Source organism: Lelliottia jeotgali, from assembly GCF_977070485.1.
Window position 1 is genome coordinate 223,232 of sequence record NZ_CDRVFO010000005.1, and the last position, 26,930, is coordinate 250,161.

Consider the following 26,930-nt stretch of genomic DNA (forward strand, 5'->3'; position numbering starts at 1 on the left):
TTCCTTCACATTGTTGGATAAGGGCCCGGCCGCGCAGGGCGGCCGGGCACAGGCTCACAGGGTTGGTGCGGCCACCGGCTGCAGGCGGTGAAGCACGGTTTCGAGCAGTGCACCATGGCTGACGATGGCGTAGTGATCTGCGGCCAGGCGCTGGCTGGAGTGGATCGCGTGGTGCGCTTCGAAGGCCTGGCAGACGCCCGGTTCGCTGCTCTGTGCCCACCAGCAGTCCAGGCTGGCGCGTACCGCAGGCAGGGCGTGCACTTGCAGCGACAGGGCCTTGAGGGTCATGGCGACGGTAAACGTACGCGCCAGCTCCTCGCTGCTTTGCAGGTCGTCCATGGCCTCTGTGCCCAGGCTCCGCTCGATCAGTGCCTGCAGCTGCGTGGCATCGGCATTGGCCGCTACCGGGAACAGCGGCAGGCTGTCGGCCGGGCGGCCACTGACCACGGCGAGGAAAGCGCGCAGGTCGCCGCCGCAGTCTTCGTCCAGGGCCGCACCTGGCTCACCCGGTACATACGGGTCAACCAGACCAAGCAGGTCGATCTGCTGGCCCTGGCTCTCCAGCTCGCGGGCCACCAGTAGCGCCAGGGTGCCACCCAGCGACCAGCCCAGCAGGCGGTAGGGGCCTTGGGGCTGCTTCTGGCGGATGTACTGGGCGTAGTCGATGGCCATGGCTTCGAGCGACTCGTCTTGCCACTGGCGGTCGAGCAGCATGCGGTTCTGCAGGCCATAGACACTGCAAACGCCGTCCAGCTGCTGAGCCAGTGCGCGGTAGTCGAACACCGTGCCGAAGCCCGCATGCATGCAGAACAGCGGTGCCTGGCGTTCGACCTTGCGGTTGAGCAGCAGCAGTGGGTCGAGTGCCGTTTGCTCGCGCGCCTCGGCCGGGCACAGTTCGGCGATGGTCGGGCGGGCGATCAGGTCGCGCAGCTTCAGGTTCAGGCCCAGTTGCGGTTGGTTGCGCAAGCGCGAGAGCACCTTGAGCACACTCAGTGAATCGCCCCCCAGTTCGAAGAAATGATCACTCACCCCAACCTGCTCCAGGCCCAACACATCGGCCCATATCGCCGCCAGCGCACGCTGGCGGTCATCCGCCGGTGCCTGGTACTGGCGTTCGCACATGAGAGGCTCGGGCAGTGCGCGGCGATCGACCTTGCCATTGGGGGTCAGCGGCAAGGCATCGAGCACCATCAGTTGCGCCGGTACCATGTAGTCCGGCAGTACCTGGCGCAGGTACTCGAGCAGCGGGGTGACAGCCCGCTCGCCGTCGCCACGTACCACGTAACCGACCAGCTGCTTACCGTTCGCACCCTCGCGCGCCACCACCACGGCATCGAGCACGTTGGCGATATCGCGCAGGCGCGCCTCGATCTCACCCAGTTCGATGCGAAAACCGCGGACCTTCACCTGATTGTCCAAACGCCCGAGGTAGTCGAACACCCCGTCCGGGCGCTGGCGTACCAGGTCGCCGGTGCGGTACAGGCGCCCGCCAGTGGCGCTGAACGGGTCGGCGACGAAGCGCTCGGCACTCAGCCCCGGGCGGCGGTGATAGCCACGGGCAAGGCCCTCGCCACCGATGTACAGCTCGCCGGCCAGGCCTGCCGGCAGCGGGTTGAGGCAATCATCCAGTACATACAGCGTGCGCTTGCCCACGGCCACGCCAATGGGGGCATACACCGCTTCGCAGCGCGCCGTCACCGGCACCTTCCACAGCAGCGGGGTGACCACGGTTTCGGTAGGGCCGTAGCCGTTGGTGAGGTACTGCGGTTTGAGTACCTGCTTGACCTGCTCGAAGTTGGCATCGGCCACTGCATCGCCGCCGAAGCAATAGATGCGCACGGGGGGCGGGGCTGGTTGGGCCTGGCCATATTCGGCCAGTTGCTGCAGGTAGGCCGGCGGGAAGCAGGCGATGCTGATGGCCTCGGCATGCAGCACGTCCCAGGTCTGCTGCGGGGTCCACAGGGTGTTGCCACGCACCACCAGCAAGCCCCCGCTGATCAGGGTCGACAGCCAGCGCTCCTGGGCACCGTCGAAGGCGAACGACATGAACAGCAGTTCGCGGGTCGACGGGCCCATTTCATAGCGTTCGATGATCGCCTGGCAGTGCATGCGCAGCGGGCCTCGGGCCACGGCCACGCCCTTGGGGTTACCGGTGGAGCCGGAGGTGTAGATCATGTAGCTGAGCTGATCGTCCAGCGTCTGCTGTTGCGGCGCGTGACGCTGCGCGGACAGCTCGCACCGGTCCAGGTCCAGGCGGCGCTCCGGGGCGATGCCCAGGCGCTCGCCGATAACGCTGTCGGTCAGCAACAGGGCCACGTCGGCGTCGCCGATGATCCACTGCAGGCGTTCGGCGGGGTAATCGATGTCCAGCGGCACATAGGCCGCGCCAGCCTTCATCACCGCGTAGAAGGCAACGATGGTGCGCACCGAGCGGTCCAGGGCGATGCCCACCCGGTCCTCGCGCCCGATACCGCGTTCGAGCAGGGTCCAGGCCAGGCGGTTGGCCTGCTCTTCCAATTGGCCGTAGGTCAGTTGCACCCCGTCGCAGCGCACTGCCACCTGGTCTGCACGCTCCTGGGCATGACGGCCGATCAGGCTGGCCAGGTCATGCTGTGCTGTATCGCAGGGCTGTGCGTGTGGCTGCACGACGGTGTCGAGCAGGCCGAGCGTGCCGACTGCCGCTTCGGGGTGGCTCAGCAGGCGTTCGAGCAAGGCTTCGAAGTGGCTGCGGATGGCCTCCACCTGCTGCGCCTGGAAATGATCCAGGCGGTAGAGGAACTCGATACGCAGACGGGTATTGAGGTGCACCGCCAAGTCCATCGGGTAGTTGGTGACGTCGCGCAGTTGCGCTTCGCCGAAACGCAGGCCGGCGGCACCGGCCGATTGCAGGCGTTCATCGATGGGGTAGTTCTCGAACACGATGATGCTGTCGAACAGCGCCTGGCCGTTGCTCTGGGCCCAGCGCTGGATGTCCACCAGCGGCGTGTGCTCATGGTCGCGTACTTCCAGGTTGCAGGTCTGCAACTGTTGCAACCAGTCCTGCACCGGTTGTGCCGGGTGCGGGGCCTGGATGATCGGCAAGGTGTTGATGAACAGCCCCAGCAGGCTGTCGGCACCCGGGAGGCTGGCCGGGCGACCGGACACGGTGGCGCCGAAGCACACGGTCTGTTGGCCGGTGTAACGTTGCAACAGCAGCACCCAGGCAGCCTGCACCAGGGTGTTGGGGGTAACGCGCAGGCGCTGGGCCTGCTCGCGCAGCCAGTTGGTGCGCTGCTCGTCCCAGTGCAGGTAGAGCGCGCCGTGGCCTTCCTGGGCGCTGCGGCTGCCGGCCGCACCGGCCAGCTGGGTGGGGGCCTGCAGCTCGGCCAGGCGTGGCCGCCAGAAGGCTTCGCTGGCCTGTTGCGCCGGCGCCTGCAGCCAGCGGATGTAGTCGCTGTAGCGGCCTTGCTGAGCCGGCAACGGCTGGCCGGCGTAGCACTGGAACAGTTCACCGAGCAGGCGTGACTGGCTCCAGCCATCCATGAGGATGTGGTGGCTGGTCAGGATCAGTTGGTGGCGCTCGTCATCCAGGCGCACCAGCAACAGGCGCAGCAGGGGCGGGGCGAGCAGGTCGAACGGGCGGCGGCGCTCGGCTTCGGCGGCGGCGGTCAGGCGCGCCGGCTCGACGGCCTGGCCACGCCAGTCCAGCTCCCGGGCGTCGAGCTGGCCCTGGCGCAGCACCACCTGCAGTGGCTCGCTCAGCTGCGGCGCCTGCCAGAAGGCACTGCGCAGCATCTCGTGGCGCTCCACCAACCGGCCCCAGGCGGCGATGAAACGCGGCGCCTCCAGGCCTTGGACCTCGACGCTGGTCTGGTTGATGTAGAAGTCCCCGGCACCGGCATCCTGGGTGTGGAACAGCATGCCCTGCTGCACGGTGGACAGCGGGTAGATGTCCTCGACCTGGTCGCAGGCGAAGGGCAACAGGGCCAGTTGGTCCTGGCTCAGGCGGGCCAGCGGCACGTCCGAAGGGGTCAGGCTCCGGCGTACGCCCTGGCCGCACAGGGCCACGACCTCGCGCAACTCGGCGGCGTAGTCATCGGCCAGGCGCTGCAGTTGAGCCGGCTCGAACATCCGCTGGCTGAAGCTCCAGTTCAACCGCAGCTCGCCGTCGAACACCTGGCCATTGAGTGCCAGCCAGTTCTGCAGCGGTGCATCGGCGCTGTGTTCGCGGCCTTTGTCTGCCGGGATCGGCCGCATCAGCGTGGCGGCATCGTCGTTGCCACTGTCGAACTGGCCCAGGTAGTTGAAGGTGATACGCGCAGCGGGCAGCGCGGCCAGGGCCTCACGTATTGCCGGGCTGGCGAAGCTGCGCAGGGCACCGAAGAAAGCACCTTTGCCCGGCAGGGCGCGCAATTGTTCCTTGGTCAGCATGATCGCTTCGGCCAGCGAGCTGCCGGCGCTGATGCGGGCCGGGTAGAGGCTGGTCAGCCAGCCGACGCTGCGGGTCAGGTCGGCCTCGAAGTCGGCGAAGGCTTCGCGGCCATGGCCTTCGAGTTCCACCAGATGGTCACCGGCGCCGGTCCAGCGTTGCAGCACGCGGGCGAGGGCGGCCAGCAGCAGGTCGTTGATCTGCGTGCGGTAGGCGGCCGGGCAATCCTTGAGCAGGCGCGTGGTGGTCGCGGCATCCAGATGGGTGGTGACGCTGCGGCTGTCGCACAGGCGCAGCGTAGCGTCGGCATCGATCACCGGCAGCGTGCTGTCGATATCGGCGCACTGGCGTTGCCAGAAGGCGGCTTCCTGCTCCCCGGCCGGGCTCTGTGCGTGGGCTTGCAGGCGCAGGGCCCAGTCCTGCACCGACAGGGTACGCGGTGGCAGCGCGCAGGCCTGGCCGGCAGCCGCCTGGGAATAGGCACTTTGGAGGTCTTCAAGCAGGATGCGCCAGGACACACCGTCAACGGCCAGGTGGTGGATCACCAGCAGCAGGCGCTGCTCACCGTCGACCACCCCCTGCACTGCGCGCAGCAACGGGCCTTGGGCCAGGTCGAGGCTGCCCTGAGCGCGGTCGCACAGGCCCTGCCAGCTGTCGCCCTGGCTTGGCTCGAACAGCCAGAGCACGTCGTCGTCTGGCACGTGCGGGGCGAAGCGTGCCTGCCACTCGCCTTGCACCTGGCTAAAGCGCAGGCGCAAGGCATCGTGGGTGGCCAGCAGCGCAGCGAGTGCCTGGCGCACATGGGCCGGGGCCAGCGCCTGGTTGGCCTTGAGCATCACCGACTGGTTCCAGCGCTGCGCCTGTGGCACGGCCCGGGCGAAGAACTGCTGTTGCATCGGCAGTAGCAGGCTGCGACCGCTGGCCGGCAGGTATGCGGCCTCGGCCGGTTCGGCCTGGGTCAGGGTGACTTGGGCCAGAGTGCGCACGGTCTGGTGGCTGAACAGGTCTTTGGGGGTGAAGTGCAGGCCGTCGCGTCGAGCCTGGCTCACCAGTTGGATGGACACGATCGAGTCGCCGCCCAGCTCGAAGAAGTTGTCATCAATGCCCACGTGCTCACGCTTGAGCACCCGCTGCCAGACCTGCACCAGGCGTGCCTGCAGTTCATCTTCGGCGGCGCTGTAGCTGGCCTGGGCCTGCGCCAGCCCCGGGGCGGGCAGGGCCTTGCGGTCGAGTTTGCCATTGGGGCTCAGCGGCATGCGCTGCAGGAACAACCACTGGTTGGGCACCATGTAGTCGGGCAGGTGGGCCAGCAGTGCCTGGCTCAGTTGCTCGCGCTCCGGCAGCGGTGTGCCGGCCTTGGCCACCAGGTAGGCGACCAGCTGGTTGTCCACGGCCAGCACGGCGGCCTCGTGGATGGTGGGTTGTTCCATCAGGCGCGCTTCGATCTCGCCGAGTTCGATGCGCAGGCCGCGAATTTTCACCTGGTGGTCGATGCGCCCGCAGTACTCGATCACGCCGTCAGCGCGGTAGCGCGCCAGGTCGCCGGTGCGGTACATGCGCGCGCCAGGCTGGAACGGGCAGGCAACGAAACGCTCGGCGGTCAGTGCCGGGCGCTGGTGATAACCGCGGGCAAGGCCCACGCCGCCCAGGTACAGCTCACCGATGACGCCCGCAGGTTGCGGCTGCAGGCCGGCATCGAGGATCCAGCAGGCCAGGTTGGCGATCGGTTTACCAATCGGCACGCCGGTCTTGCCCTCGTCACGGCAGGTCCAGTGGGTGACGTCGATGGCCGCTTCGGTGGGGCCGTACAGGTTGTACAGGCGGGCCTGCGGCAGTTGCGCGAACACTTGCTGCTGCGCCTCCACCGGCAGCGCTTCGCCACTGCAGACGATGCGCTGCAGGCTGCTGCAGCGGGCAACCTGGTCGTCGAGCAGGAAGGCCTGCAGCATCGAGGGCACAAAGTGCAGGGTGGTGACCTGATGCTGGACAATCAGTTGTACCAGGCGCGCGGGGTCGCGATGGTCACCCGGCGCGGCGATGGCCAGGCGGGCGCCGGTGATCAACGGCCAGAAGAACTCCCACACCGACACGTCGAAGCTGAAGGGGGTCTTCTGCAGCACTGTGTCGCTGGCATCCAGGCCGTAGGCCGCCTGCATCCACTGCAGGCGGTTGGCCAGGGCCTGGTGGCTGTTACCCGCGCCTTTCGGCCGGCCGGTGGAACCAGAGGTGTAGATGACGTAGGCCAGTTGCTCGGGCGCGCACGGCAGTTGCGGATCGTGCTCGGGCTGCGCGGCCAGCGCCTGGTCGAGCAGGAGCACGGGCAGCCGGGGCGGCAGCGGTAGGCGATCGCGCAGGTGCGACTGGGTCAGCAGCAGGCTGATGCCACTGTCTTCGACCATGTACCTCAGGCGCTCGGCGGGGTATTCAGGGTCCAGCGGCACGTAGGCGCCGCCGGCCTTGAGGATGGCCAGCAGGCCAACCACCAGTTCCAGGCTGCGCTCGGCGGCGATGCCGACCGGCGTGTCCTGGCGCACACCTTGGGCGATCAGGGCGTGGGCCAGCCGGTTGGCCTGACGGTTGAGCTGGGCGTAGCTCAGCGGGGTGTCGCCGAACAGCAGTGCGGTGGCATCGGGTGTGCGGCGTGCCTGGGCTTCGACCAAGGCATGGATCGACGGCGTGGCAGGGTAGGCGTGGGTGGTGGCGTTCCACTGGGTGAGCAAGCGCTGGCGTTCTTCATCGGCCAGCAGTGTCACCTCGCCAAGCGCCTGCTGCGGGGCATGCACCACTTGCGCCAGCAGGCGCAGCCAGTGGTCACCCAGGCGTTGGATGGACGTATGGTCGAACAGGGCTGTGGCGTAGGTCAGGCTCGCACTCAGGCCCTGGGCGTCCTCAAAGGTATTGAGGGTCAGGTCCAGCTGCGCGGTCTCGCCTGCCAGTGGCAGCGGCTCGATGGCCAGGCCGTGGCCGAGGGCCGTTTCGTTCGGCTGGGGCGCGCCGACCTGATGGTTGAACATGACCTGGAACAACGGGTTGTGGCTGAGGTTGCGCTCCGGCTGCAAGGCCTCGACCAGTTGCTCGAAAGGCAGGTCCTGGTGGGCCTGGGCCTGCAAGGTGGTGGTTTTGACCTGGTCGAGCAGTTGCTCGAAGGACAGGGTTGGCTGGCACTGGCCATCGATGACCAAGGTGTTGACGAAGAAGCCGATCAGGTCTTCGGCCTCGACTCGGTTACGGTTGGCGCTGGGCACGCCGACGCGGATGTCCTGCTGGCGGGTATAGCGGTGCAGCAGGGCCATGAACGAGGCCAGCAGCACCATGAACGGTGTGACCTGGCGTGCCTGGGCCAGTTGGCGCACGGCCAGGGCCAGGGCCGGCGGAATGGCCAGTGGCAGGCGTGCACCGTCGAACCGCTGCACGCTCGGGCGTGGCCGATCCAACGGCAGCTCCAGCACGGGCACTTCGCTGCCCAGGCGCTGGCGCCAGTAGTCGAGCTGGCGTTCTTGCTCGCCGGCTTCCATCCAGTGGCGTTGCCAGATGGCGTAGTCGGCGTACTGCAGCTGCGGTTCTGGCAACTGGCTGGTCAGGCCCTGGCTGAAGCGGGCGTAGCAGTGGGTCAGCTCCTTGACCATCACCTGCATCGAGCGGCCGTCGCTGATGATGTGGTGCTGCACCAGCAGCAGCACATGGTCATCGCTGCCCAGTTGCAGCAACTCGGCACGCAGTAATGGGCCGCAAGCCAGGTCGAAAGGTTCACGTACCCGCGCCTGGATATGGGCCTGTACGGCCTGTTCATCGAGCGTGGTGAGCTTCAGTGCCAGCGCGACGGTGCTGTCGACCTGCTGCGCGACGCCGTGCTCGTCTTCGACGAAACGCGTGCGCAGGCTGTCATGGCGGCGCACCAGCGCCTCAAGGCTGGCCTGCAGCGCAGCCACGTCCAGTGCGCCGCGCAGGCGCAGGGCGCAGGGGATGTGATAGGCGCTGGCCTGGCGATCGAACTGCCAGAGGAACCATTGGCGTTGCTGGGCGAACGACAACGGCAGGCGGTCGAACGCTTCACGTACCTGAGGGATCGGCAGGCTGGCCACCGACAGGCCTTCCTCGCGCATCTTCAACAGGTACTGCCGGCGCTTTTCCAGCGGCAGCAGGACAAAGCGCTTGGCAATTCTCGAAGCGGCAGTGCTGTCCATCAGTGTTCCTCCATTTCGTCGAGCCAGGCTTCGAGGGTGTCGAGCTTGTTTTCATCGACCGCAGTTGTAGTGGTGTCCAGGTGAAGCGCCAGGGCTTGAAGGGTCGGATGCTGGAACAGGGCCTGAGGGGTCAGCTCGCGGCCCAGCTCCAGCTGGATGCGCGAAACGACGTTGATCACCAGCAGCGAATGGCCGCCCAGCTCGAAGAAGTCGTCGTCCAGGCCCACGGCCTGCACGCCGAGCACCTGTTGCCAGATGCCGGCCAACTGCTCCTGCAACGGTGTGTGGGGGGGGCGGAAGGTGTGTTGGGCGTTGCTGTCGGCCGGTGCCGGCAGGGCACTGCGGTCGAGTTTGCCGTTGACGGTCAGGGGCAGCTGTTCGAGCCACATGCAATGGGCCGGCACCATGTAGTCGGGGAGCTGCGCCTTGAGCGCGGCGCGCAGGGCGCCGGTGTCGCCGCCCTGGCCTTCATGTGCCACCAGGTAGGCGAGCAGGCGGGTGCCGGCGGGCCCCTGGTCGGCAATCACCACTGCCTGCGCCACCGCCGGCTGCGCCAGCAGGCTGGCCTCGACTTCGCCCAGTTCAATACGGAAGCCGCGGACCTTCACCTGTTGGTCGATGCGCCCGATGTATTCGAGGGTGCCGTCGCCACGGCGGCGCGCCAGGTCGCCGGTGCGGTAAAGGCGGCTGCCGGGCTGGGTGGAGAACGGGTTGGCGATGAAACGCGTGGCGCTCAGCCCGGCGCGGTTGAGGTAGCCTCGGGCAAGGCCCGCCTGGCCGATGTACAGCTCGCCGACGCAGCCCGCCGGAACCGGCTCGAGTTCGCCGTCTAGCAGGTAGCCGCTGAGGTCGTCGATCAGTTCGCCGATCGGGCTCACCGTGCGGTTCAGGTCAGCCAGGCCAATCGGTCGATAGGTGACGTGCACGGTGGTTTCGGTGATGCCGTACATGTTCACCAGTTGTGGCCGCTGTGCGCCGAAGCGCTCGAACCAGGGGCGCAGTGCAGCCACGTCGAGCGCTTCGCCGCCGAAGATCACAAGGCGCAGGGCAAGGTCTGCCGAGGTGGCGCTGCACGCGGCCTGGGTCAGGGGTTTGAATGCCGAAGGTGTCTGGTTGAGTACGCTCACACGCTCGTCCACCAGCAGCTGCAGGAAGCCCTGCGGGTCGCGGCTCAAGGCCTGCGGCACGATCACCAGGCGGCCTCCATGCAGGAGCGCACCGAAGATCTCCCACACCGAAAAGTCGAAGGCAAAGGAGTGGAACAGGGTCCAGACGTCATTGTGGTCGAAGCGGAACCAGCGATCGCAGGCGCTGAACAGCCTCAGGACATTGCGCTGGCTGAGCAGCGTGCCTTTGGGCAGGCCGGTGGAGCCGGAGGTGTAGATGATGTAGGCGAGGTTGTCGACGCTGCTGCGCGGCGCGGGATTGTGCACCGGCTGGTCGTCGTAGCCGGCCTCCAGGTTCAGGCGCAGCAGCCCGTCGTACTCTGGCAGTTCGGCGAGCAGGCCTGGCTGGTCGAGCAGCACCTTGATGCCGCTGTCGCGGACCACGAAGGCCAGGCGCTCTGCCGGGTGCGCGGGGTCGAGCGGCACGTAGGCGCCGCCGGCCTTGAGGATGGCCAGCAAGCCGACGATCATCGCGAAGCCGCGCTCGGCCGCCAGGCCCACCGGTACCTCGGCGCCCACGCCCGCCGCGATCAGGCGGTGTGCCAGGCGGTTGGCGCGCTGGTTGAGCTCGGCGTAGCTCAAGGCCTGACCCTGATAGCGCAGGGCAACGGCCTGCGGCTGCCGTTGTGCCTGGGCTTCGATGCGTGCGGCCAGCGCTTGCGTTTGTGGGTGGGCGACCGGCGCGCCGTTCCAGGCGTCCTGGACCTGCAAGCGTTCAGCCGGGTCCATCAGGGCCAGTCGTGCGAGCGGCAGCCTTGGCTGGGCCAGGGCCTGTTCGAGCAGGTTCAGCCAGTGCCTGGCCAGACGTTGCAGGGTGCTGGCGTCGAACAGCGTGCGGTCGTAGGTAAAACTGGCGCTGAGGCCCTGTTCACCCTGGGCCGTGCTTAGCGCCAGGTCGAACTGGGCCTCCTGCGGCTGGCTGTCCAGTGCCTCCAGGCGCAGCGCACCCAGTGGCGCGGCATCGGCCGCCTGGTGGTGGTTGTACAGCACCTGGAACAAGCCCTGTTGCGGGCCGCGCTGGGGCAGCAGGGCTTCGAGCAGTTGCTCGTAGGGCAGGTCCTGGTGGTCTTGGGCTTCGACCATGGCCTGGCGGGTCTGCGCCAGCAGCCCGGCAAACGACAGGTCGGCGGTGCACTCGGCGCGCAGCACCAGCGTGTTGACGAAGAAGCCGATCAATTGCTCGGTTTCCAGGCGGTTACGGTTGGCCACCGGTACACCGATGCGGATGTCCGGCTGGCCGGTGTAGCGGTGCAGCAGGGCCTGCCAGGCAGCCAGCAGCACCATCGGAACTGTCGCCTGGTGCGCGCTGGCAAAGCGTTGCACGGTTTCGCCCAGTGCCGTGGGCAATACCAGATGCAAGCGTGCTGCCGGGCGCTTGGCGTTGTCGCGACGGGGGTGATCGCAGGGCAGCTCGAGCACCGGTTGCTCGCCGGCCAGGCGTGTGCGCCAGTAGGCCAACTGGCGCTCGCGCTCGCCGTCATCCAGCCAGCGACGCTGCCAGGCAGCGAAGTCGGCGTATTGCAGTGCCAGTGCGGGCAAGGCTTGGCCTTGATAGAGCGCGCACAGCTCGCGGACCATCACCTGCATCGACCAGGCGTCGGAGACGATGTGGTGCTGCACCAGCACCAGCACGTGGTCGTCGGCCGCCAGGCGCGCCAGGCCTACGCGCAGCAGCGGGCCGCTGGCCAGGTCGAAGGGCTGGCCGAGCTGGCCTGCGATGAAGGCTTGGCACTGGCTTTCTTCAAGTGGCTGGCCCTGCAGGTTCAGCGACCAGGGGGCGAGGATGTGCTGGCGCGGCCTTTCGCCTTCGAGGGTGAAGCAGGTGCGCAGCGCTTCATGGCGGGCGATCAGCTGGTCGAAGGCTCGGCTCAGGGCGGTGACATCCAGCGGGCCGCGCAGGCGCAACACGCTGGGAATGTGATAGGCACTGCTCTCTGGGGCCAGCTTCCACAGCAGCCACTGGCGCTCCTGGGCGTAAGACAGCGGCAGTTGGTCGCGCGCGGTCTGCACCGGCAGGGCCAGCGGCGTAGCCTTTTGCAGCTGCGCCAGGGCCTGGCAGAAGTCGCCCAGGCGCGGCTGGTCGAACAGCAGGCGCAGGGGGAAGTTAAGCGCCAGCTCATGGCGCAGGCGCGAGACTGCTCGCGCCACCAGCAGCGAATGCCCGCCCAAGGCGAAGAAATCATCACCCAGCCCGACACGTTCGGCCTTCAATAGCTCGGCCCAGGTGGCCGCAACCTGGCGTTGCAGGTCAGTGGTCGGCGCCAGGTATCGAGCCTGCACCGGGCTTTCGTCGACCACCGGCAGGGCCTTGCGGTCGAGCTTGCCGTTAGGTGTCAGCGGCATGGCCTGCAACAGGTGCAGGCGTGCTGGCAGCATGTAGCCCGGCAGTTGCTCACGTAGCGGCGCCAGGCAGTGTGCGGTGAATGCCTGGATGTCGGCGGGCCTGCTGGCGGGTACTACATAGGCGACCAGTTGCGCGCCATCGACGCCGTCGCGGGCGACCACTGCGGCTTCGCGCACCGCGTCCAGGGTGAGCAGGGCCGATTCGATCTCACCCAGCTCGATGCGAAAGCCACGGATCTTCACCTGATGATCGACCCGGCCAAGGAAGTCCAGGCTACCGCTGGCGTGGCGGCGCGCCAGGTCGCCGGTGCGGTACAGGCGCTCGCCGGGCTTGCCATAGGGGTGCGGCACGAAGCGTTCGGCGGTCAGGCCGGGGCGCTGGTGGTAACCCTGGGCCAGGCCGTCGCCGCCGATGTACAGGTCGGCCGGTACACCCGGCGGGCTGGGCAGCAGGTTGCCGTCGAGCAGTAACAGGCCGGTGCGCTCGATCGGCTGGCCCAGTTCGGGGCGGGCGCTGGCGCGGGCCAGTGCGTGGCGTGCCGACCAGATGGTGGTCTCGGTCGGGCCGTACAGGTTCCACAACGCGGCGCAACGGGCCAGCAGCCTTACCGCCAGGTCATCGCCGAGCGCCTCCCCGCCGCATAGCGCGGTCAGTGCAGGCAGGCGTTGGTCGGGGTCATTGTCGAGCAGCATGCGCCATGTCGACGGGGTGGCCTGCAGCACGTCGATGTGCTCGCTGATCAGCAGGTCGAGGATTGCCGCCGGGTCCTGCACGGTGTGCTTGTCGGCCAGCACCATGCACGCCCCGGTGCACAGCGGCAGGTACAGCTCCAGGCCGAAGATGTCGAAGGAGCAGGTGGTGATGCTCAGCAGGCGCTGGCCCGGGTGCAGGCCGGGGGCCTTGGCCATGGCCGCGACGAAGTTGGACAGTGCCCCATGGGGCACCATCACGCCCTTGGGGTTGCCAGTGGAGCCGGAGGTATAGAGCACGTAGGCCAGTTGCTGCGGTGGGCAGTCCAGGGCCAGGGCCGGTTCGGGCTGGTGCGAGGCCTGCAGGTCGAAATCATCGAGCAGCAGTACCTGCTGGCCTGGCGTTGGCAGGGCAGCCAGCACCGAAGCCTGGCTCAGCAGCAGGGGGGCGCCGCAATCTTCAAGCATGTAGGCCAGGCGTTCGGCGGGGAACTGGGGGTCCAGCGGCACATACGCCGCGCCGGCCTTGAGGGTGGCCAGCAAGGCGACGATCAGCGGCGCGCCGCGCTCCAGGGCCACCGCCACTCGCTCGCCCGGGCGGATGCCGGCGGCTTGCAGCCGGCGGGCGAGGTGCTCGGCGGCGTTGTCGAGGGCGCGGTAGCTCAGGCGCGTGTCACCGGCTACCAGCGCAACGGCCTCGCCGTGGCTGCGCGCCAGGCGTGCGAACTGCTGGTGCACGGCCAGGCCGTCGAGGGCATCGCCAGCGGGGCCCTGTGCGGCCGCCAGCCACTGTTCACGCTGCAAGGCAGGTTGCGCATGAAGCTCACCGATTGCGCACTCGGGGTGGTCGAGCATGGCCTGGAGGATAGCCAGCCAGTCCTCGCCCAGCCGCTCAGCGGTGGCTGCCTCGAACAGCGCGGTATCGTAGTCGAGGCTGATGCCGAGCTGCTCGCGACCCGCCTGAACGTTGAGGCTGAGGTCGAACTTGGCGGCAGTCGGCGCACTGGGCAAGGGCTCGATGTGCAAACCTGCGAAACCGGCCGGGGGCTGCTCGGCATTGTCGCTGGTCCAGTTGAACAGGCAGTGGAACAGTACGCCGTTGGTGCCTTGGCGTTGTTCAGCAAGCGCTTGCTCAAGCGGATAGTCGGCATGTTCCAGGCACGCCAGGGCGTGCTTGCGCACCTGCTCAAGCAGGCCGGCCACGGACTGGCGCGGGTCCAGGCGTGCCCGGTGGATCTGGCTGTTGACGAAAAAGCCGATCAGGTCCTGTACCTGTTCCTGGGTGCGCCCGGCATTGGGCACACCAACGATGAAATCCTCCTGCCGGGCATGGCGGCCAAGTACCAGTTGCCAAGCGGCCAGCAGCACCATGAACGGCGTCAGGCCATTGGCCCGGCAGGCTGCCTGCAGCTGGCTGAACAGCGCGGCGGGCAACGCCAGGGTGCAGGTCCCGGCAGCGGTGGCTGGGCGGCTGTCGCGCGGGTGATCGGTGGGCAGTTCCAGCCGTTGCAGGCCACCTTGCAGGTACTGGCGCCAGTAGCTGGCGGCGCGTTCGTGGGCCGGGCTGGCCTGGTAGACGCCGCGCTGCCAGTGGGCGAAGTCCAGGTACTGCACCGCTGGGCGAGGCAGCTGACAGTCACTGCCGGCGCAGGCGTTGGCGTAGGCCTGCGAGAGGTCGCGCAGCAGCACCGGATTGGACCAGGCATCACTGACGATGTGGTGGCTAGTCAGGGCCAGCACATGGCGTTGAGCGCCCAGCTGGTACAGGCAGGCGCGCAGCAGTGGGGCCTGGGTGAGGTCGAACGGGGTGGCGGCTTCGGTGTGCAGCGCCTCGCGCAGCACGTGCTGTGGTTGGCTGCGCAGGTCGACGCAGCGCAGGTTCAGCCGCGCTGCGCGATCGACCTGCTGGCGTGGCTGGCCCTGCACCTCGTTGATGCGGGTACGCAGGATGTCGTGACGGTCGATGACCCGGTCCAGTGCCTGTTGCAGGTCTTGCGCCTGCAGCGGGCCCTGGAGCAAAAAGGCGCGCGGCTGGTTGTAGGTGGCGGCATTGGGGTCGAGCTGATCGAGCAGCCACAGCTGTTCCTGGGCGAACGACAGCGGCGCGTGGTCGGCGCCGTGGGCAACGATGCCGGCAGGGGCAGCGGCGGTTTCGTCGAGCTCGCAGAGCAGGGCCAGCAGCGCGTCATCGGTGGATTGGTTCTGGGGTGTCATCTCGGTCTCGCCATCACTGGAGAATTAAGCGTACTGAGAGAGACGAAGGGGCAGGTGGGTGATTTAGGCAGGTGGCGAAACAGCTGCACCCGGCGCGCGTGGGGCGCGCCGGGTGGGGCTCAGGCGAGGGCGGGTGCGTGTTCGACGACGACTTTGCCGGCCTGCAGCCGCACCAGTTGGTCGGCAATGTCGAAGTAGCGGTCATCGTGGGAAATGACAATGATGGTCTTGCCCAGGCGCTTGAGGTCGGGCAGCAGCTCAGTGTAGAAAATCCGCCGGAAGGTCGGGTCCTGGTCGGCGGCCCATTCATCGAACACCAGCACCGGGCGCTCTTCCAGCCAAGCGTTGATCAGCGCCAGGCGCTTGCGCTGGCCGGTGGACAGGTCGGTGGTGCTGAACGCACCGTCCTTGACGCTGACCTTGTGGGCGATTTCCAGGCGCTCCAGGTAGCGGTTGGCGTCTTCGGGGATGTGCGTGTCCCCCTGCACCACATCATCGAACAGGTAGTAGTCGGCGAACACTGTGGTGAACAATTGCCGGTAGTCGTCGCGAACCTGTGCGTCGACGGCCTGGCCGTTGAGTAGGATCTGCCCCTGTTGCGGCGGGTACAGGCCCAGCAGCAGCTTGATCAGGGTGGTCTTGCCACAGCCGTTTTCACCGACCACGAAGACGATGTCGCCCTGGGCGATGCGCAGGTTCACCGGCCCTACCTGGAACGGTTGGGCGCCGGGGCTGGCCCGATAGGCGTAGCTCACCTCGCGCAATTCCAGGCTGTCGACCACGACAGGCTGGTTGCCGTGGTCCTCCAGCAGCAGGTGCGGTTCAGGCGAAGAAAACTGCTCGGAAAGCTCGGCGATACGGCGAAAGGCGATTTGCGCGCGGCTGACCACCGGCAAGGTGCCGATCAGGTGTTCCAGCGGGCCTTTCATGTACAGCAGCACCAGCACGAAGCCGCTGATGGCCTTGGGGTCGGCGCTTGGCCAGAGGAACTGCAGGGTCAGGCCCAGGCCGATGACCACGAAGAACAGCATGGAGCCGAAGCTCTTGGCAATGACGAACGTGTTGATCGAGCGGACCTGGGTGGCGCAGATCGCGTCGGCGGTGTCCTGGATGCCCTGGCGGAACATACGCTGGCGCCGCGGGCGGTGGATGCGCAGCTCCTTGGCCCCCTCGGCGATGGCGTGGTAGTGCTTCTGCAGCCGGTCTTCTGCGTCGCGCGCCGCCATGAAGCCTTTGATGCCACGGCCTCGGGCGATGTACTGGACGACACTGCCGATACCGATTGCCAGCAGCATCATCAGGAACATCGGCAATGACAGGGTGGCCAGGTAACCCAGGCAGCCAAGGGTTACGGTCAGCGAGATCGCCAGGGGCGCAAAGGCAAAGGCGAAGTCGCTGATGGTATCGACGTCATGGGTCAGCACCGGGATCAGGCGGTGGCTGCGGAAACGTTCGATCTGCTCGATCGGGGCCGACAATACCTTTTCGCCCAGGGCTTTGCGCAGTTTGGCGATGATGTGCTGGCCAACGTAGTTGGTGCCGATGTCGGAGCAGATCGAGCTGGCCAGGGCCAGCGCGCACAGCCCGGCGAAGCCGAGGATCACGCTGTTGCTAAGGCCACCGTCGGCGTGCAGGCCACTGTTGATGGTGGCCAGCAGTGCGGTAACGCTCAGGCCGCCGACCATGCCCATGACGACCGACAGGGTGACGATCGGCCAGAACGGTTTGAGCAGGGTGAACAGCTCGCTCAGTGCCCCGCGGGTTTTGGAGGTCATGTTGAATTCCTGGATCAGAGGCAAAAGTACATCGTTATGACGAGTGGCCCGCGGGGCAATTTAACCGCGTACCGTCACAGGTCGCGGACCACCCGCACACCCAGCCAGTCACCCAGGCGGCCCGGGAAATTGGTGTTGCGGTTGCCGGAGCGGGAGAAGATCGGCGCCTCGCCCCAGTCGTTGCCGCGGATACTTACCACCTTGCAACTGTCCTTGGCCCGGCTGGCCTGGCCCCAGGCACTGCCGTCGGCAGGGGCGCCTTCATAGCTGTTGTGGTAGCAGTCGGCGACCCATTCGTAGACATTGCCGTGCATGTCGTACACGCCAAAGGCGTTGGCCGGGTAACTGCCCACGGGCGAGCTATAGCTGTAGCCATCCTTGGGGCCATAGACGTTGGCGTGCTGGCTGATTTCCAGGGTGCTGTCCGGGTCGATCGGGAAGGGGAACATACCGGTGCTGCCGCCGCGTGCGGCATATTCGCGTTGGGCCTCGCTGACCATGCGGTAATGCTTGCCGGTCTTTTTCGACAGCCAGGCCACGTAGTCCTGCACATCGTGGTAGCTCATGCACACTGCCGGTTGCTGCGGGCCCTGTTTGTAACTGGGCTTGCTGGCGGTGCAGCGGCGGCCAGGGCGATCGTCGCCGTCGGCGATGCGCGTGCCCGTGGCCTCGAGGTAGCCGTCCCATTGCTCGGCGGTCACCTGGAAGCGGCTGATGGCGAAGGGCTTGGCGAAGGTCACCGCATGCTGCGGACCTTCGTCATCCTGGCGTCCCATTTCGTCGGCCGGGGTGCCCATGTTGAAGGTGCCGGCGGGCAGCACCACCATCTCCGGGCAGAGCTTGTCGCAGTCACGGAACACCGTGCCTGGGGTATTGGCGGCTTGTGCTGCCAGGGCCGGCAGGCTGCAGGCGGCCAGCAGGCCGGCCAGGGTCAGGCGATGCAGGGAAGCGGTCATGGGGATGCCTTGTCAGAGTTGTTGGGTAATCAGGGCCATGGCCCGGTCGATCTGCTGCTCGTCATTGAGCAGGCTGGGGGCCAGGCGGATCACCGGGCCGACATCGCGATACACCGCATCGCACATCACCTTGTTGGCGGTGAGGTGGGCGGCGACGGCGTCGGCGTCGCGGTCCTTGATGCGGAAAAACGTGAAGCCGGCCGAGTAGCGTTCGCTGCGCGGTGTCACCAGCTGGACCTGACGGTGCTCGGCGAGGCGCGCCTTGAGCAGGCTGTTGAGCTGGTGGATGCGCTGTTGCACGTCGGCCTTGCCCAGCGCCAGGTGCAGTTTGAAGGCCTCGTTGGTGGCCCAGCGGTGTTCGAAGGCGTGGTAGCCGCCAGGGGTCATGATGGTGGCGAAGTCTTCATCGCGGGAGAACGTGGCGATGGTCGGGGTGAGGTGCTCCATGCCGGTGGAGGCCGCGCAGATGATGCCTGTGCCGCGCGGGCCGAACATCCACTTGTGAGTGCCAGCGATGAAGTAGTCGCAGTTGAAGTCGGCAAAACGCACGTTCTCCACGCCGAAGCCGTGCACGCCGTCGACCACATAGAGGATGCGCTCGGTTTCACTGCGGTTGCGGTTGTGCTGGCGCACCAGCGCGCCGATCTCGCCTATCGGCAGCTTGACGCCACTGCCGGAATGCACCCAGGTCATGCCCAGCACGCGGGTGTGTGGCTGGATGGCTTTGTCCAGGGTGCTCAGTACCTGGTCGGTGGAGACTGTCCATGGGTCGTCGAACAGGCGGATCTTGCGGGTCAGGGTGCCCTGGCGCTGGGCGCGGAAGGCCAGCGCCTTGTGGGTGGAGTAATGTTCGTGCTCGGTGACCAGGATCTCCTGGTGGGCGCCGACCTTCAGGCCGCCATAGATCATCGCCAGGCCTTCGGTGGTGCTGCCGGTCAGGGCCACCTGGCGCGGTTTGACTTCAAGGTAGCGTCCGGCCCACTCGCGCACTTCATCCTCACGCTGCCATTCGTACTGGCTTTCCCAGTCCATCAGGGCAGCGGGGTTGCGGTCCAGCGCGGCACGGTGGCGGTCGATCGCTGCCTGTACCGGGCGCGGGTGGGCGGTCACCAGGAAGTTGGCGAAGTGCGCGACCTGTGGGTCGAGCGGGAACAGCGTGCGCAGGTTGCGCCATTTGTCGGGGCCGCTCAGTGGTGTGCTGGCTGCAGCCAGGGCCTGGGGCAACAGTGGCAGGCTCGCGGCCATCAGGCCGGCCTGTTTCAGGAAACTACGGCGGTTGCTCATGGTAGGCAGGGCTCGGCTCAACGGTTGGCGACAGGCTGGGCAGCGTTCTGGACTTGCTCCCAGGCGCGCAGGAAATTGCCTGCCCAGAGCTTTGCAATGTCCGTTTCGCTGTAACCGCGGGTCAGCAGTTCGGCGGTGACGTTGCTAATTTCGCTGACGTCCTTCCAGCCCTCCAGGCCGCCACCATCGTTGAAGTCCGAGGCGATGCCGACGTGGTCGATACCCACCTTTTTCACGGTGTAGTCGATGGCGTCGACATACTGTTTCAAGGTTGCTTTGGGTTCGTCTTCAAGGATGGCGTACAGCGAGCTTGCATACTCGCCGAAGCGTGCCTCGGGCCAGATGGCGATCACCGCGTCGCCCGGCATCAGGGCATTGGTCAGGCCTTGCAATGGTTGCAAGTCGAAGCGCGCACGCAGGGCATCGAGCTTGTCCACCACCGGCTGGGTCAACGGCTTTAGGTACTGACCGAAGCCGACCACCTGAATCACGCCGCCGCTCTGCTTGATCAGTTGCATCTCCTTGTCGGAGAGGTTGCGCGGGATATCCACCATCGCCCGCGGTGCCGAGTGCGAAGCGACGATTGGCGCACGTGACAGGCGAGCGACATCTTCGAGTGCCAAGGTGGACATCTGTGACACGTCGATGATCACCCCCAGGTCGTTCAGGCGTTTCACTGCCTGCTCGCCCAACGGTGACAGGCCGCCGAGGGCGTCGGCGGTGTCGTTGAAGAACGGCAGCGGCCGCGAAGAATCGGCCCAATCGTTGTTGCCGACGTAGCTGAAGCCGAACATGCGCATGCCACGTGCTGCCCACAGGTCTAGCTGCGACAGGTCGTGGCCCAGTGGGTAGGCATTGAGCATGCTGATGAAGATGGCGAACTTGCCTTCGCCGTTGAGGCGCCGGAAGTCGTCAGGGGTGTAAGCGATACCGACCTGGTTGGGGAAGTCTCGGACCATGCCGGTGATGATCTTGTAGCGCCCTTCCTGTTCTTGCCGGGCGGCATCGACGAAGCCGGGGGTTGGGCGGTGCGGGGCGTTCGGGCCGTTCCAGATTTCCGGCCAGCCGAACACAGTCAGGGCGGCACCAGAGAGGCGGCCGCGGTTGGCCTTGACCAGGTCGAACTGGCCCGGGCCATCCTTGTCCACTTCGTGCCCCTCGCTGCCCATGCTCAATGGCACGGTGATATGGCTGTCGAACGAGAGCATGTGCTCGTGCAGCTCCTCAGCCTGCTGCACGATCTTCAGCGGGTAGCCTGCGTGCAGGTGCCGCCAGTAGAAGTAGCCAGCGGCACTTGCCAGGGCAACGGTCAGGGCCAGGGGCAGGCCGATGTACAGGGCTTTGCGGGAACGGGTCTTGGTCATTGCCATCTCGTTGCGCGGTGATCGGGGCGGCTGCCGGCTCAGGGTTTGCTGCGCGGGCAGGGCTTGGGTATCAGGTGGACGAACAACGGCGGGGCAAATTTATCGTTGGCTGCGCCACAGGCCGTCCGCCCGCGGCGGTAAATTTTGCCTACTGCACAACGTTCTAGCCTTGGACGGGCCGTGCTCCATGGCCGCAATGAATGCTCAGGTAGTGCAATGACGATTTCTCGACGCGGGTTCATCGCCGGTGTGGCATTGACAGGCGTGGTGGTGCCCGGTGCGCTGTATGTGCGGCACGTGCAGCGCCAGCAGTTCGACGAGCAGTTTCCTGAAACTCCGGGCGAAGCCGTTGTCGAACTTGCCGATGCGCCCCTGCAGCAGTTGGGCGACACCTTGCGCGGGTGCTGGCGCTGGACAGCGCAGGGCAGGGACGCAGGGCTGCACGGTTTGCCTGATGGGGAGCTGGAGCTGTTGCTAGACGTTGCCCACAGTGGGCGTGGCTTGCGTGGTTACTTGGACACGCCCGAGCGCCTGCGTGGTCCGCAAGAGCCGCGCTATCGCGTGATGGGCGACCTGCTGGGGGGCAAACCAGGGACACTGCGCTGGCGGCTGTTTTCGACGCAGCCGGGCCAGGAGCAGGCGAACTATGAGTGCCAGGTGGTCCTAGACGAGGCTTGGGGCGGGTTCGGCAACGCCGGTCAGGCGACACTCAATGGCCGCATCCTGCCGCTGGACCGCGCACTGACGCTGCCCGAGCAGGACAACCGGTTTCTTGCGCTCAAGCGGCCTTTCCCCGAGGCCCGCGAACGGGCGCCCTTGGCACCGGCCTTGCTGGCGAGGCTGATCGCGCCGGAGCATCGGTTGTTCCACCAGCTCTGGCATGCCTCGCGCGACAAGTGGCACAAGCTGGACGAGGACAAACAGGCGGCGCTGCGCGGCCTGGGCTGGCAGCCAGGGCCGCGGGGCCATGAGCGCGATGCGCGGGGCCGGCACAAGGACCGCAACGGCTCGGGCGTGGATTTTTTCTTCATGCACCGGCACATGCTGGGTGCGGCTCGGGCCCATCAGGATTTACCCTCCTGGAAGCGTTTTCCTCTGCCGCAACCTGAGCTTGAGCGCGACCGCATCGGCTTCGCCCGCTATTTCGACAACCATGATGGCAATGCCTTGCCGCCTACCTGGCTGGCTTCGGGCGATGCCGCGTACACCCAATGGGTGCGCGATATAAAGACGCCCGATACGTTCCACGCCAACTTCCAGGTCTGGGAGTCGAAGTACACCGACCCGCACTACCTGAGCACGCTTACGCTGGGGCAGTTCGGTTCGGAAATGGAGCTGGGTTTGCACGACTGGCTGCACATGCGCTGGGCTTCAGTGCCTCGCGACCCTTCCAGTGGCCTGCCAGTGCCGTTCGCTCGCAAACCGGAGGATTTTGCCGCGCGTTGGTTCCAGGCCGAGAACGACTTCCTCGGCGACCCGTTTTCATCCCATGTAAACCCGGTGTTCTGGCACTTCCACGGCTGGATCGACGACCGTATCGAGGATTGGTTCCGTGCCCATGAGCGGGTCCACCCGGGCCAGGTCAGGCGCCTGGAAGTCAATGGTGTGCCGTGGTTTGCGCCTGGGCGCTGGGTCGAAGTGGCCGACCCGTGGCTGGGGCCAGACACCCACGGTTGCTCGACGGTACCGGGGCTGCGGCCTGGGCGCAGTGTGGAGATGGACCCGGAGACCATGAAGCTGGCGTTGCGCATCATCTTTGGCGACGATGACCTGTTCGCCAAGCTGCGGCCGAAAGTCCCGCAACGCCCTTGGTACGCGCGCAATCTGAAGCTGGCTCAGCGCTGAACACACTGGCCGCAAGCCGTGCGCGGCCTTTTCAGTGCGGTACCTGCCAGCCGCCCCCAAGCGCCTTGTACAGCGCCACGCTGCCCTGCAGGCGGGCCAGGCGCAACTGCACTTGCTGGTCCTGGGCCAGGTAAAGCGTGCGCTGGGTTTCCAGCACGGTCAGCAGGGTCTCGGCGCCAGCCCCATAGCGCTGTTGTGCCAGGTCGAAGGCCTGGCGTGCCTGCAACACTTCCTCGTCCTGCCACAGCCGTTGACGCTCCACACCCTCAATGGCGTTAAGGGCTTTTTCAACATCGGCAAAGCCGGCGAGGATGCTGCTGCGATAGTTTTCCAGCAGTTCGTCCTGCTCGGCTTCGGCCAGCTCGCGTGAGGCGCGCAGCCGGCCGTTGTTGAAGATGGGCGCGACCAGGCCGGCGGTGAGTGTGTAGTAGGAGCTGTCGAGCACCTCGGCAAAGGTGTTCGCGCCCGTGCCAAGGTTGGCGCCAAGCGTCAGCTTCGGCAGCATGGCCGCCCTGGCCACCTGCACATTGGCGTTGGCGGCGGCCAGACGCGCTTCGGCAGCGGCGATGTCGGGACGGCGAGTCAGCAGCTCGCTGGGAACGCCGCTGCCGATTGCCGGCCACTGCAGGGTGGTGATCGGCTGGTGGCTGGCCGGCAAGGTCTGCACCGGGTCACCAAGCAAGGTGGCGAGGGTGATGCGGCTGTCTTGCCGCTTTTGCTCGAGCAGCGGCACCTGGCGCTCCTGAGCCGCCACCAGGCTGCGCTGCTGTGCCAGTTCAAGGCGGGTGGCGGACCCTGCACGCTGGCGGGTTTCGACCAGGTTGAGCACCTCACGTGCATTGCGCAGGTTAAGGCGTGCGATGCGCAGCTGTTCTTCCAGGGCGATGCCTTGCAGGTAGCTGTCGGCAACCGCACTTACCAGGGTCAGCTCCACTGTCTGGCGGTCGAACCGGCTGGCGTCGAGGCCGTGCAGCGCGCTCGCCCGAGCCGCGCGCAGGCCGCCCCAGAAGTCGAGTTCGTAGCTGGCGGTGAGTTGCAGGCCGAAGGCTGTGTAGGTGGGCTCGCTGCTACTGACGTCCAGCTGGTCGGACCCTTCGCCGTGCAGCAGGCGTTGGCGGCTGCCATCGAGGCCCCCTTGCACCTCTGGCAGCAACGGCGCGCCAGCGATCACAGCGCGGGCCTGGGCCTGGCGTACGCGGGCCGCGGCAGCGGCGAGGTCATGGGCGTTGTGCTGCGCGCGCTTGATCAGTTGGTCCAGCTCGCTGCTGGCGAACGCCTGCCACCAGTGCACCGATGGCAGCTCGATGGCGGGCGCAGCAGCCTCGCCTTGCCAGCGCTGCGGTGCGCTGATACCGCTTGAGGGCGCAGGGGGTGTGCTGCAGGCGGTGAGGCCCAGGCACAGGGTCAAGAGGCTGATGCGGCTTGGCAATATCATGGATTATTCGCTGGTAAGGGCTTTGACCGGGTCGAGTCGGGCGGCCTTGCGTGCTGGCATGAAACCGAACACCACGCCGGTGACGACGGCGCAACTGAAGGCGCCAAGGATGGCGGGCAGCGTGAAGGCCACGGCGACTTCGGCGAGTATCAGCGCGCTTCCGATCAGCAGCGCAAGCACGATGCCGGTCAACCCGCCGACCATCGACAGCATGACCGCCTCGCTGAGGAACTGGCGCAGGATGTCACGCTGGCGTGCGCCGGTGGCCATGCGGATACCGATTTCACGGGTACGCTCGCGCACGGTCATTAGCATGATGTTCATCACGCCGATACCGCCGACCAGCAATGAGATCGCAGCGATCGCCCCGAGCATCAGCGACAAGCTGTTCTGTGTGCGTGCCTGGGCCTGGATCAGTGCCGCATCGTTGGTCAGCTCGAAATCGTCCTTGCCTTGATGGCGCTTGCGCATCAGGCGGTGGATCGCTGTTTCTGTCTCGGCGACCCGGGCCGAGTCGGCTGCGGCGATGATCACGTATTCCGGGTCGTGGCTGCCGAACAGGCGCATGGAAGCGGCGGAATAAGGCACCACGATGCGCTCATCGCTCTTCTGGTCACCCGAACTTGCGCCCTTGCCGGCGAGCAGACCGACGACCTGGAACGGCACGTTGCCGATCAGCAGGTACTGGCCCAGCGCGTCGGTGCCGGGTGCCAGCAGTTTGTCGCGGACTTTCTGGCCGATGACCGCCACGGCAGCGCCACTGCGTTCGTCGGCTTCGCTGAAAAAGCTGCCCTGCACGACCGGCCAGTTGAGGATGGCAGGGAATTCGACGTTGTTGCCGCCAACGTAGAACCTCTGGTTGTTGTTGCCGTGGCGCACCATCAGGTCGCCGCCGATGACCGGCATGACGCGCCGAACCTGGGGCAGTTCGGCGATGGCGGCGACGTCATCGAGGGTGACGATGCCGCCTGGCTCGCGCAGCGTCGGCGGGCGACCGTTGAGGTAGAGGATGTTGGAGCCGAACGCAGCCATTTGTGCCATGACCTGGCGTTTGCTGCCTTCGCCCACGGCCAGCATGACCACGACCGAAGCCACGCCAATGACGATGCCAAGCAATGTCAGGGCAGTGCGGAACCGGTTGATCCACATGACCCGCCACGCTGCCTGTAAGGCCTCGAGCAGCTCGCCTTTCCATGCGCCACGCAGGGTCGCGCCGCGGTCCAGGCGCTGGCGCAGGTCATCGGCCTGCAGGCCTTGTTGTGCAGCAGCGGGAGGCTGGTCGCAGGCCGAGTCGCTGATCATCAGGCCGTCGCGGATTTCCACCACCCGGCGTGCCCGCGCCGCCACCTCGCGGTCGTGGGTGATCAGGATGATCACATGGCCCTGGCTGGCCAGCTCGTCCAGCAAGGCCATGACCTCGGTACCGCTGTGGCTGTCCAGGGCGCCGGTCGGCTCGTCGGCAAGGATGATATGGCCGCCATTCATCAGCGCGCGGGCAATCGACACGCGTTGCTGCTGGCCGCCGGACAATTGATGCGGGCGGTTGCCGGTGCGGCTGGCCAGGCCCAGGCGTTCAAGCAGGGCGGCTGCGCGGGCGTGGCGCTCGGCGGGCGGGGTGCCGGCGTAAATGGCCGGCATCTCGACGTTTTCCTGGGCTGAGCCTGAAGGGATCAGGTGGTAGCCCTGGAACACGAAACCAAACGCTTCGCGGCGCAGCCAGGCCAGTTCGTCACGGCCCAACTGGGCCACGTCCTTGCCGGCGAACAGGTAGTGGCCCGAGGTGGGGCGGTCGAGGCAGCCGAGGATGTTCATCAGCGTCGATTTGCCCGAACCGGACGCACCGACGATGGCGATGAACTCGCCGGGGTGGATGCTCAGGCTGATGCCGCGCAGTACGTCGACCTTGGGGGAGTCGATACCACCGTAGGATTTGCGGATGTCGCGCAGTTCGATCAGGGGAACGGCCATTCAACCTCCGCTGGCCAGGGGCGCACCCATGACCAGGCGCTCGCCTTCGCTTAGGCCATCGAGCACTTGCGCCCGCAACCGGTCGCTGAGGCCGATGCGCACTGTGCGTTGTTCGACCTTGCCATCCTGGCCCAGTACCTGGGCCAGGCGCAGGTCATCGGCCTCGGTGTCGTCCAGTGCTGCCAGCGGCGCTGTGAGTACCTGGCTGGCCTGGCCGGCGACGAAGAACACCTGGGTGGTCATGTCGGCCATCAACGCTCCATCGGGGTTGTCGACGTCGAGCAGCACGGTGTACTGCACCACCTGGCTGCCTGTCGTACCGGCGATCGCGCTGGCAGGGCCGCCGCCGCCCTGGCTGGTGTGCGCCAGCGGCTTGGGCGGAATCGGCAGGATCTGCCGCACGGTGCTGTTCCAGCGGCGTTTGCCGCCGGCCAGGGTGGTGAAATAGGCGGTCATTCCAGGTTTGACTTTGCCGATGTCGGCTTCGGACACCTGGGCCCACACGGTCATCGGCGAGAGCTTGGCGATTCGCAGAATCAGAGGCGTCTGCTGCTGGGCGTTGAGGGTCTGGCCTTCACGGGCATCCACCGCTACCACGGTACCGTCCATCGGCGCGTAGATGCGTGTATAGCCAAGCTCCGCCTCGTCGCTGCGCAGGTTGGCCTGGGCCTGACGGATCTGCGCCTGGATCATGTCGATGCGGGCCTGGGTGACCTTGAGCTGGGCGTCGGCCGCCTGCAGGTCTTCCTCGCGTGTGGCGCCTGCACCAGCCAGTTCGCGCTGGCGCCGATACTGCTGCGTGGCCAGCAGGTACTGTGCGCGCTGCTCGGCCAGTTGCGCCTTGAGGTTGTCGATCGAGAACCGTCCGGCGTCCAGCCTGGCCTGTTGGGTAGAGGGGTCGATCTCTACCAGCAACTGCCCCGTGTGCACCTGATCGCCAGCCTCCACGTGCAGCTTGCGGATCTGCCCGGAGGCCTGGGCGCCTACATCCACATACCGTCGTGGCTGCAGGGTACCCAGGGCGGTGACGCTGCTTTCGATGTCCGCGCGGGCGACTGCGACGGTACTCACGGGCAAGGCGCCCAAAGGGAGCACCTTCCAGGCCAGAAGGCTGCCAAGGGCCAGCAAGCCGAGGCTGCCAGCCAGCAGCTGGCGGCGGGTGTTGGGTATGCGTGTCATGCGGACTTCCAGCCAAAGGGTGGCCACACGCAGCCAGGTCAAGGTGCGCACGGAGGTGCCAGTTAAACGAAGGCGCGCGGGGCGGATTTAGATGGGCTGGCGCTGGGGGAGGAGAGTTG

General features: G+C 66.7%; 10 protein-coding genes. 1 reads left to right on the forward strand and 9 read right to left on the reverse strand.

All coding sequences use genetic code 11. The annotated features are described in order from the left end of the window. Nucleotides 1-54: 54 nt before the first annotated feature. The 6 genes from ACW4TB_RS09830 to pvdM all read right to left on the reverse strand — a co-directional run bounded on the left by ACW4TB_RS09830 (nucleotide 55) and on the right by pvdM (nucleotide 20,384). A complete protein-coding gene (locus ACW4TB_RS09830; RefSeq protein WP_455828321.1) occupies nucleotides 55-8,592 on the reverse strand; it encodes an amino acid adenylation domain-containing protein in 8,538 nt (2,845 codons plus the stop codon). Beyond that, nucleotides 8,592-15,005, reverse strand: a complete 6,414-nt coding sequence (locus tag ACW4TB_RS09835; RefSeq protein ID WP_279932622.1) for a non-ribosomal peptide synthetase — start codon at nucleotides 15,003-15,005, stop codon at nucleotides 8,592-8,594. The genes ACW4TB_RS09830 and ACW4TB_RS09835 overlap by 1 nt, the downstream gene beginning before the upstream one ends. Nucleotides 15,006-15,124: 119 nt before the next feature. Beyond that, entirely contained in the window at nucleotides 15,125-16,780 is a 1,656-nt protein-coding gene (locus ACW4TB_RS09840) for a cyclic peptide export ABC transporter (protein ID WP_455828320.1), read from the reverse strand. Nucleotides 16,781-16,854: 74 nt separating this feature from the next. Further along, nucleotides 16,855-17,736, reverse strand: a complete 882-nt coding sequence (gene pvdO / locus ACW4TB_RS09845; protein ID WP_012315373.1) for a dihydropyoverdine dehydrogenase — start codon at nucleotides 17,734-17,736, stop codon at nucleotides 16,855-16,857. A gap of 12 nt (nucleotides 17,737-17,748) precedes the next feature. Continuing rightward, the gene (gene pvdN / locus ACW4TB_RS09850) at nucleotides 17,749-19,020 is read right to left on the reverse strand and encodes a pyoverdine-tailoring periplasmic protein PvdN (protein WP_254466171.1); all 1,272 of its coding nucleotides are present in this window, start codon (nucleotides 19,018-19,020) and stop codon (nucleotides 17,749-17,751) included. A 17-nt stretch (nucleotides 19,021-19,037) separates the two neighbouring features. Beyond that, nucleotides 19,038-20,384, reverse strand: coding sequence for a pyoverdine-tailoring dipeptidase-like protein PvdM (gene pvdM / locus ACW4TB_RS09855; RefSeq protein ID WP_254466170.1), 1,347 nt, complete (start codon nucleotides 20,382-20,384; stop codon nucleotides 19,038-19,040). A 216-nt stretch (nucleotides 20,385-20,600) separates the two neighbouring features. On the opposite strand from pvdM, the gene pvdP reads away from it, so the two are divergent. Next, nucleotides 20,601-22,229 carry a pyoverdine maturation tyrosinase PvdP gene (pvdP, locus tag ACW4TB_RS09860; protein ID WP_254466169.1) on the forward strand — a complete coding sequence of 543 codons (1,629 nt, stop codon included), beginning with the start codon at nucleotides 20,601-20,603 and terminating at the stop codon, nucleotides 22,227-22,229. 31 nt (nucleotides 22,230-22,260) lie between these two features. Here pvdP and ACW4TB_RS09865 read toward each other — a convergent pair whose 3' ends face one another. Genes ACW4TB_RS09865 through ACW4TB_RS09875 form a run of 3 tightly spaced genes read right to left on the reverse strand, consistent with a single transcriptional unit; the run spans nucleotide 22,261 to nucleotide 26,862 of the window. After that, nucleotides 22,261-23,664, reverse strand: coding sequence for an efflux transporter outer membrane subunit (locus ACW4TB_RS09865; protein WP_254466168.1), 1,404 nt, complete (start codon nucleotides 23,662-23,664; stop codon nucleotides 22,261-22,263). Between the two features lie 3 nt (nucleotides 23,665-23,667). Then, the gene (locus ACW4TB_RS09870; RefSeq protein WP_254466167.1) at nucleotides 23,668-25,632 is read right to left on the reverse strand and encodes a MacB family efflux pump subunit; all 1,965 of its coding nucleotides are present in this window, start codon (nucleotides 25,630-25,632) and stop codon (nucleotides 23,668-23,670) included. Further along, entirely contained in the window at nucleotides 25,633-26,862 is a 1,230-nt protein-coding gene (locus tag ACW4TB_RS09875; protein ID WP_455842959.1) for an efflux RND transporter periplasmic adaptor subunit, read from the reverse strand. Nucleotides 26,863-26,930: the final 68 nt, after the last annotated feature.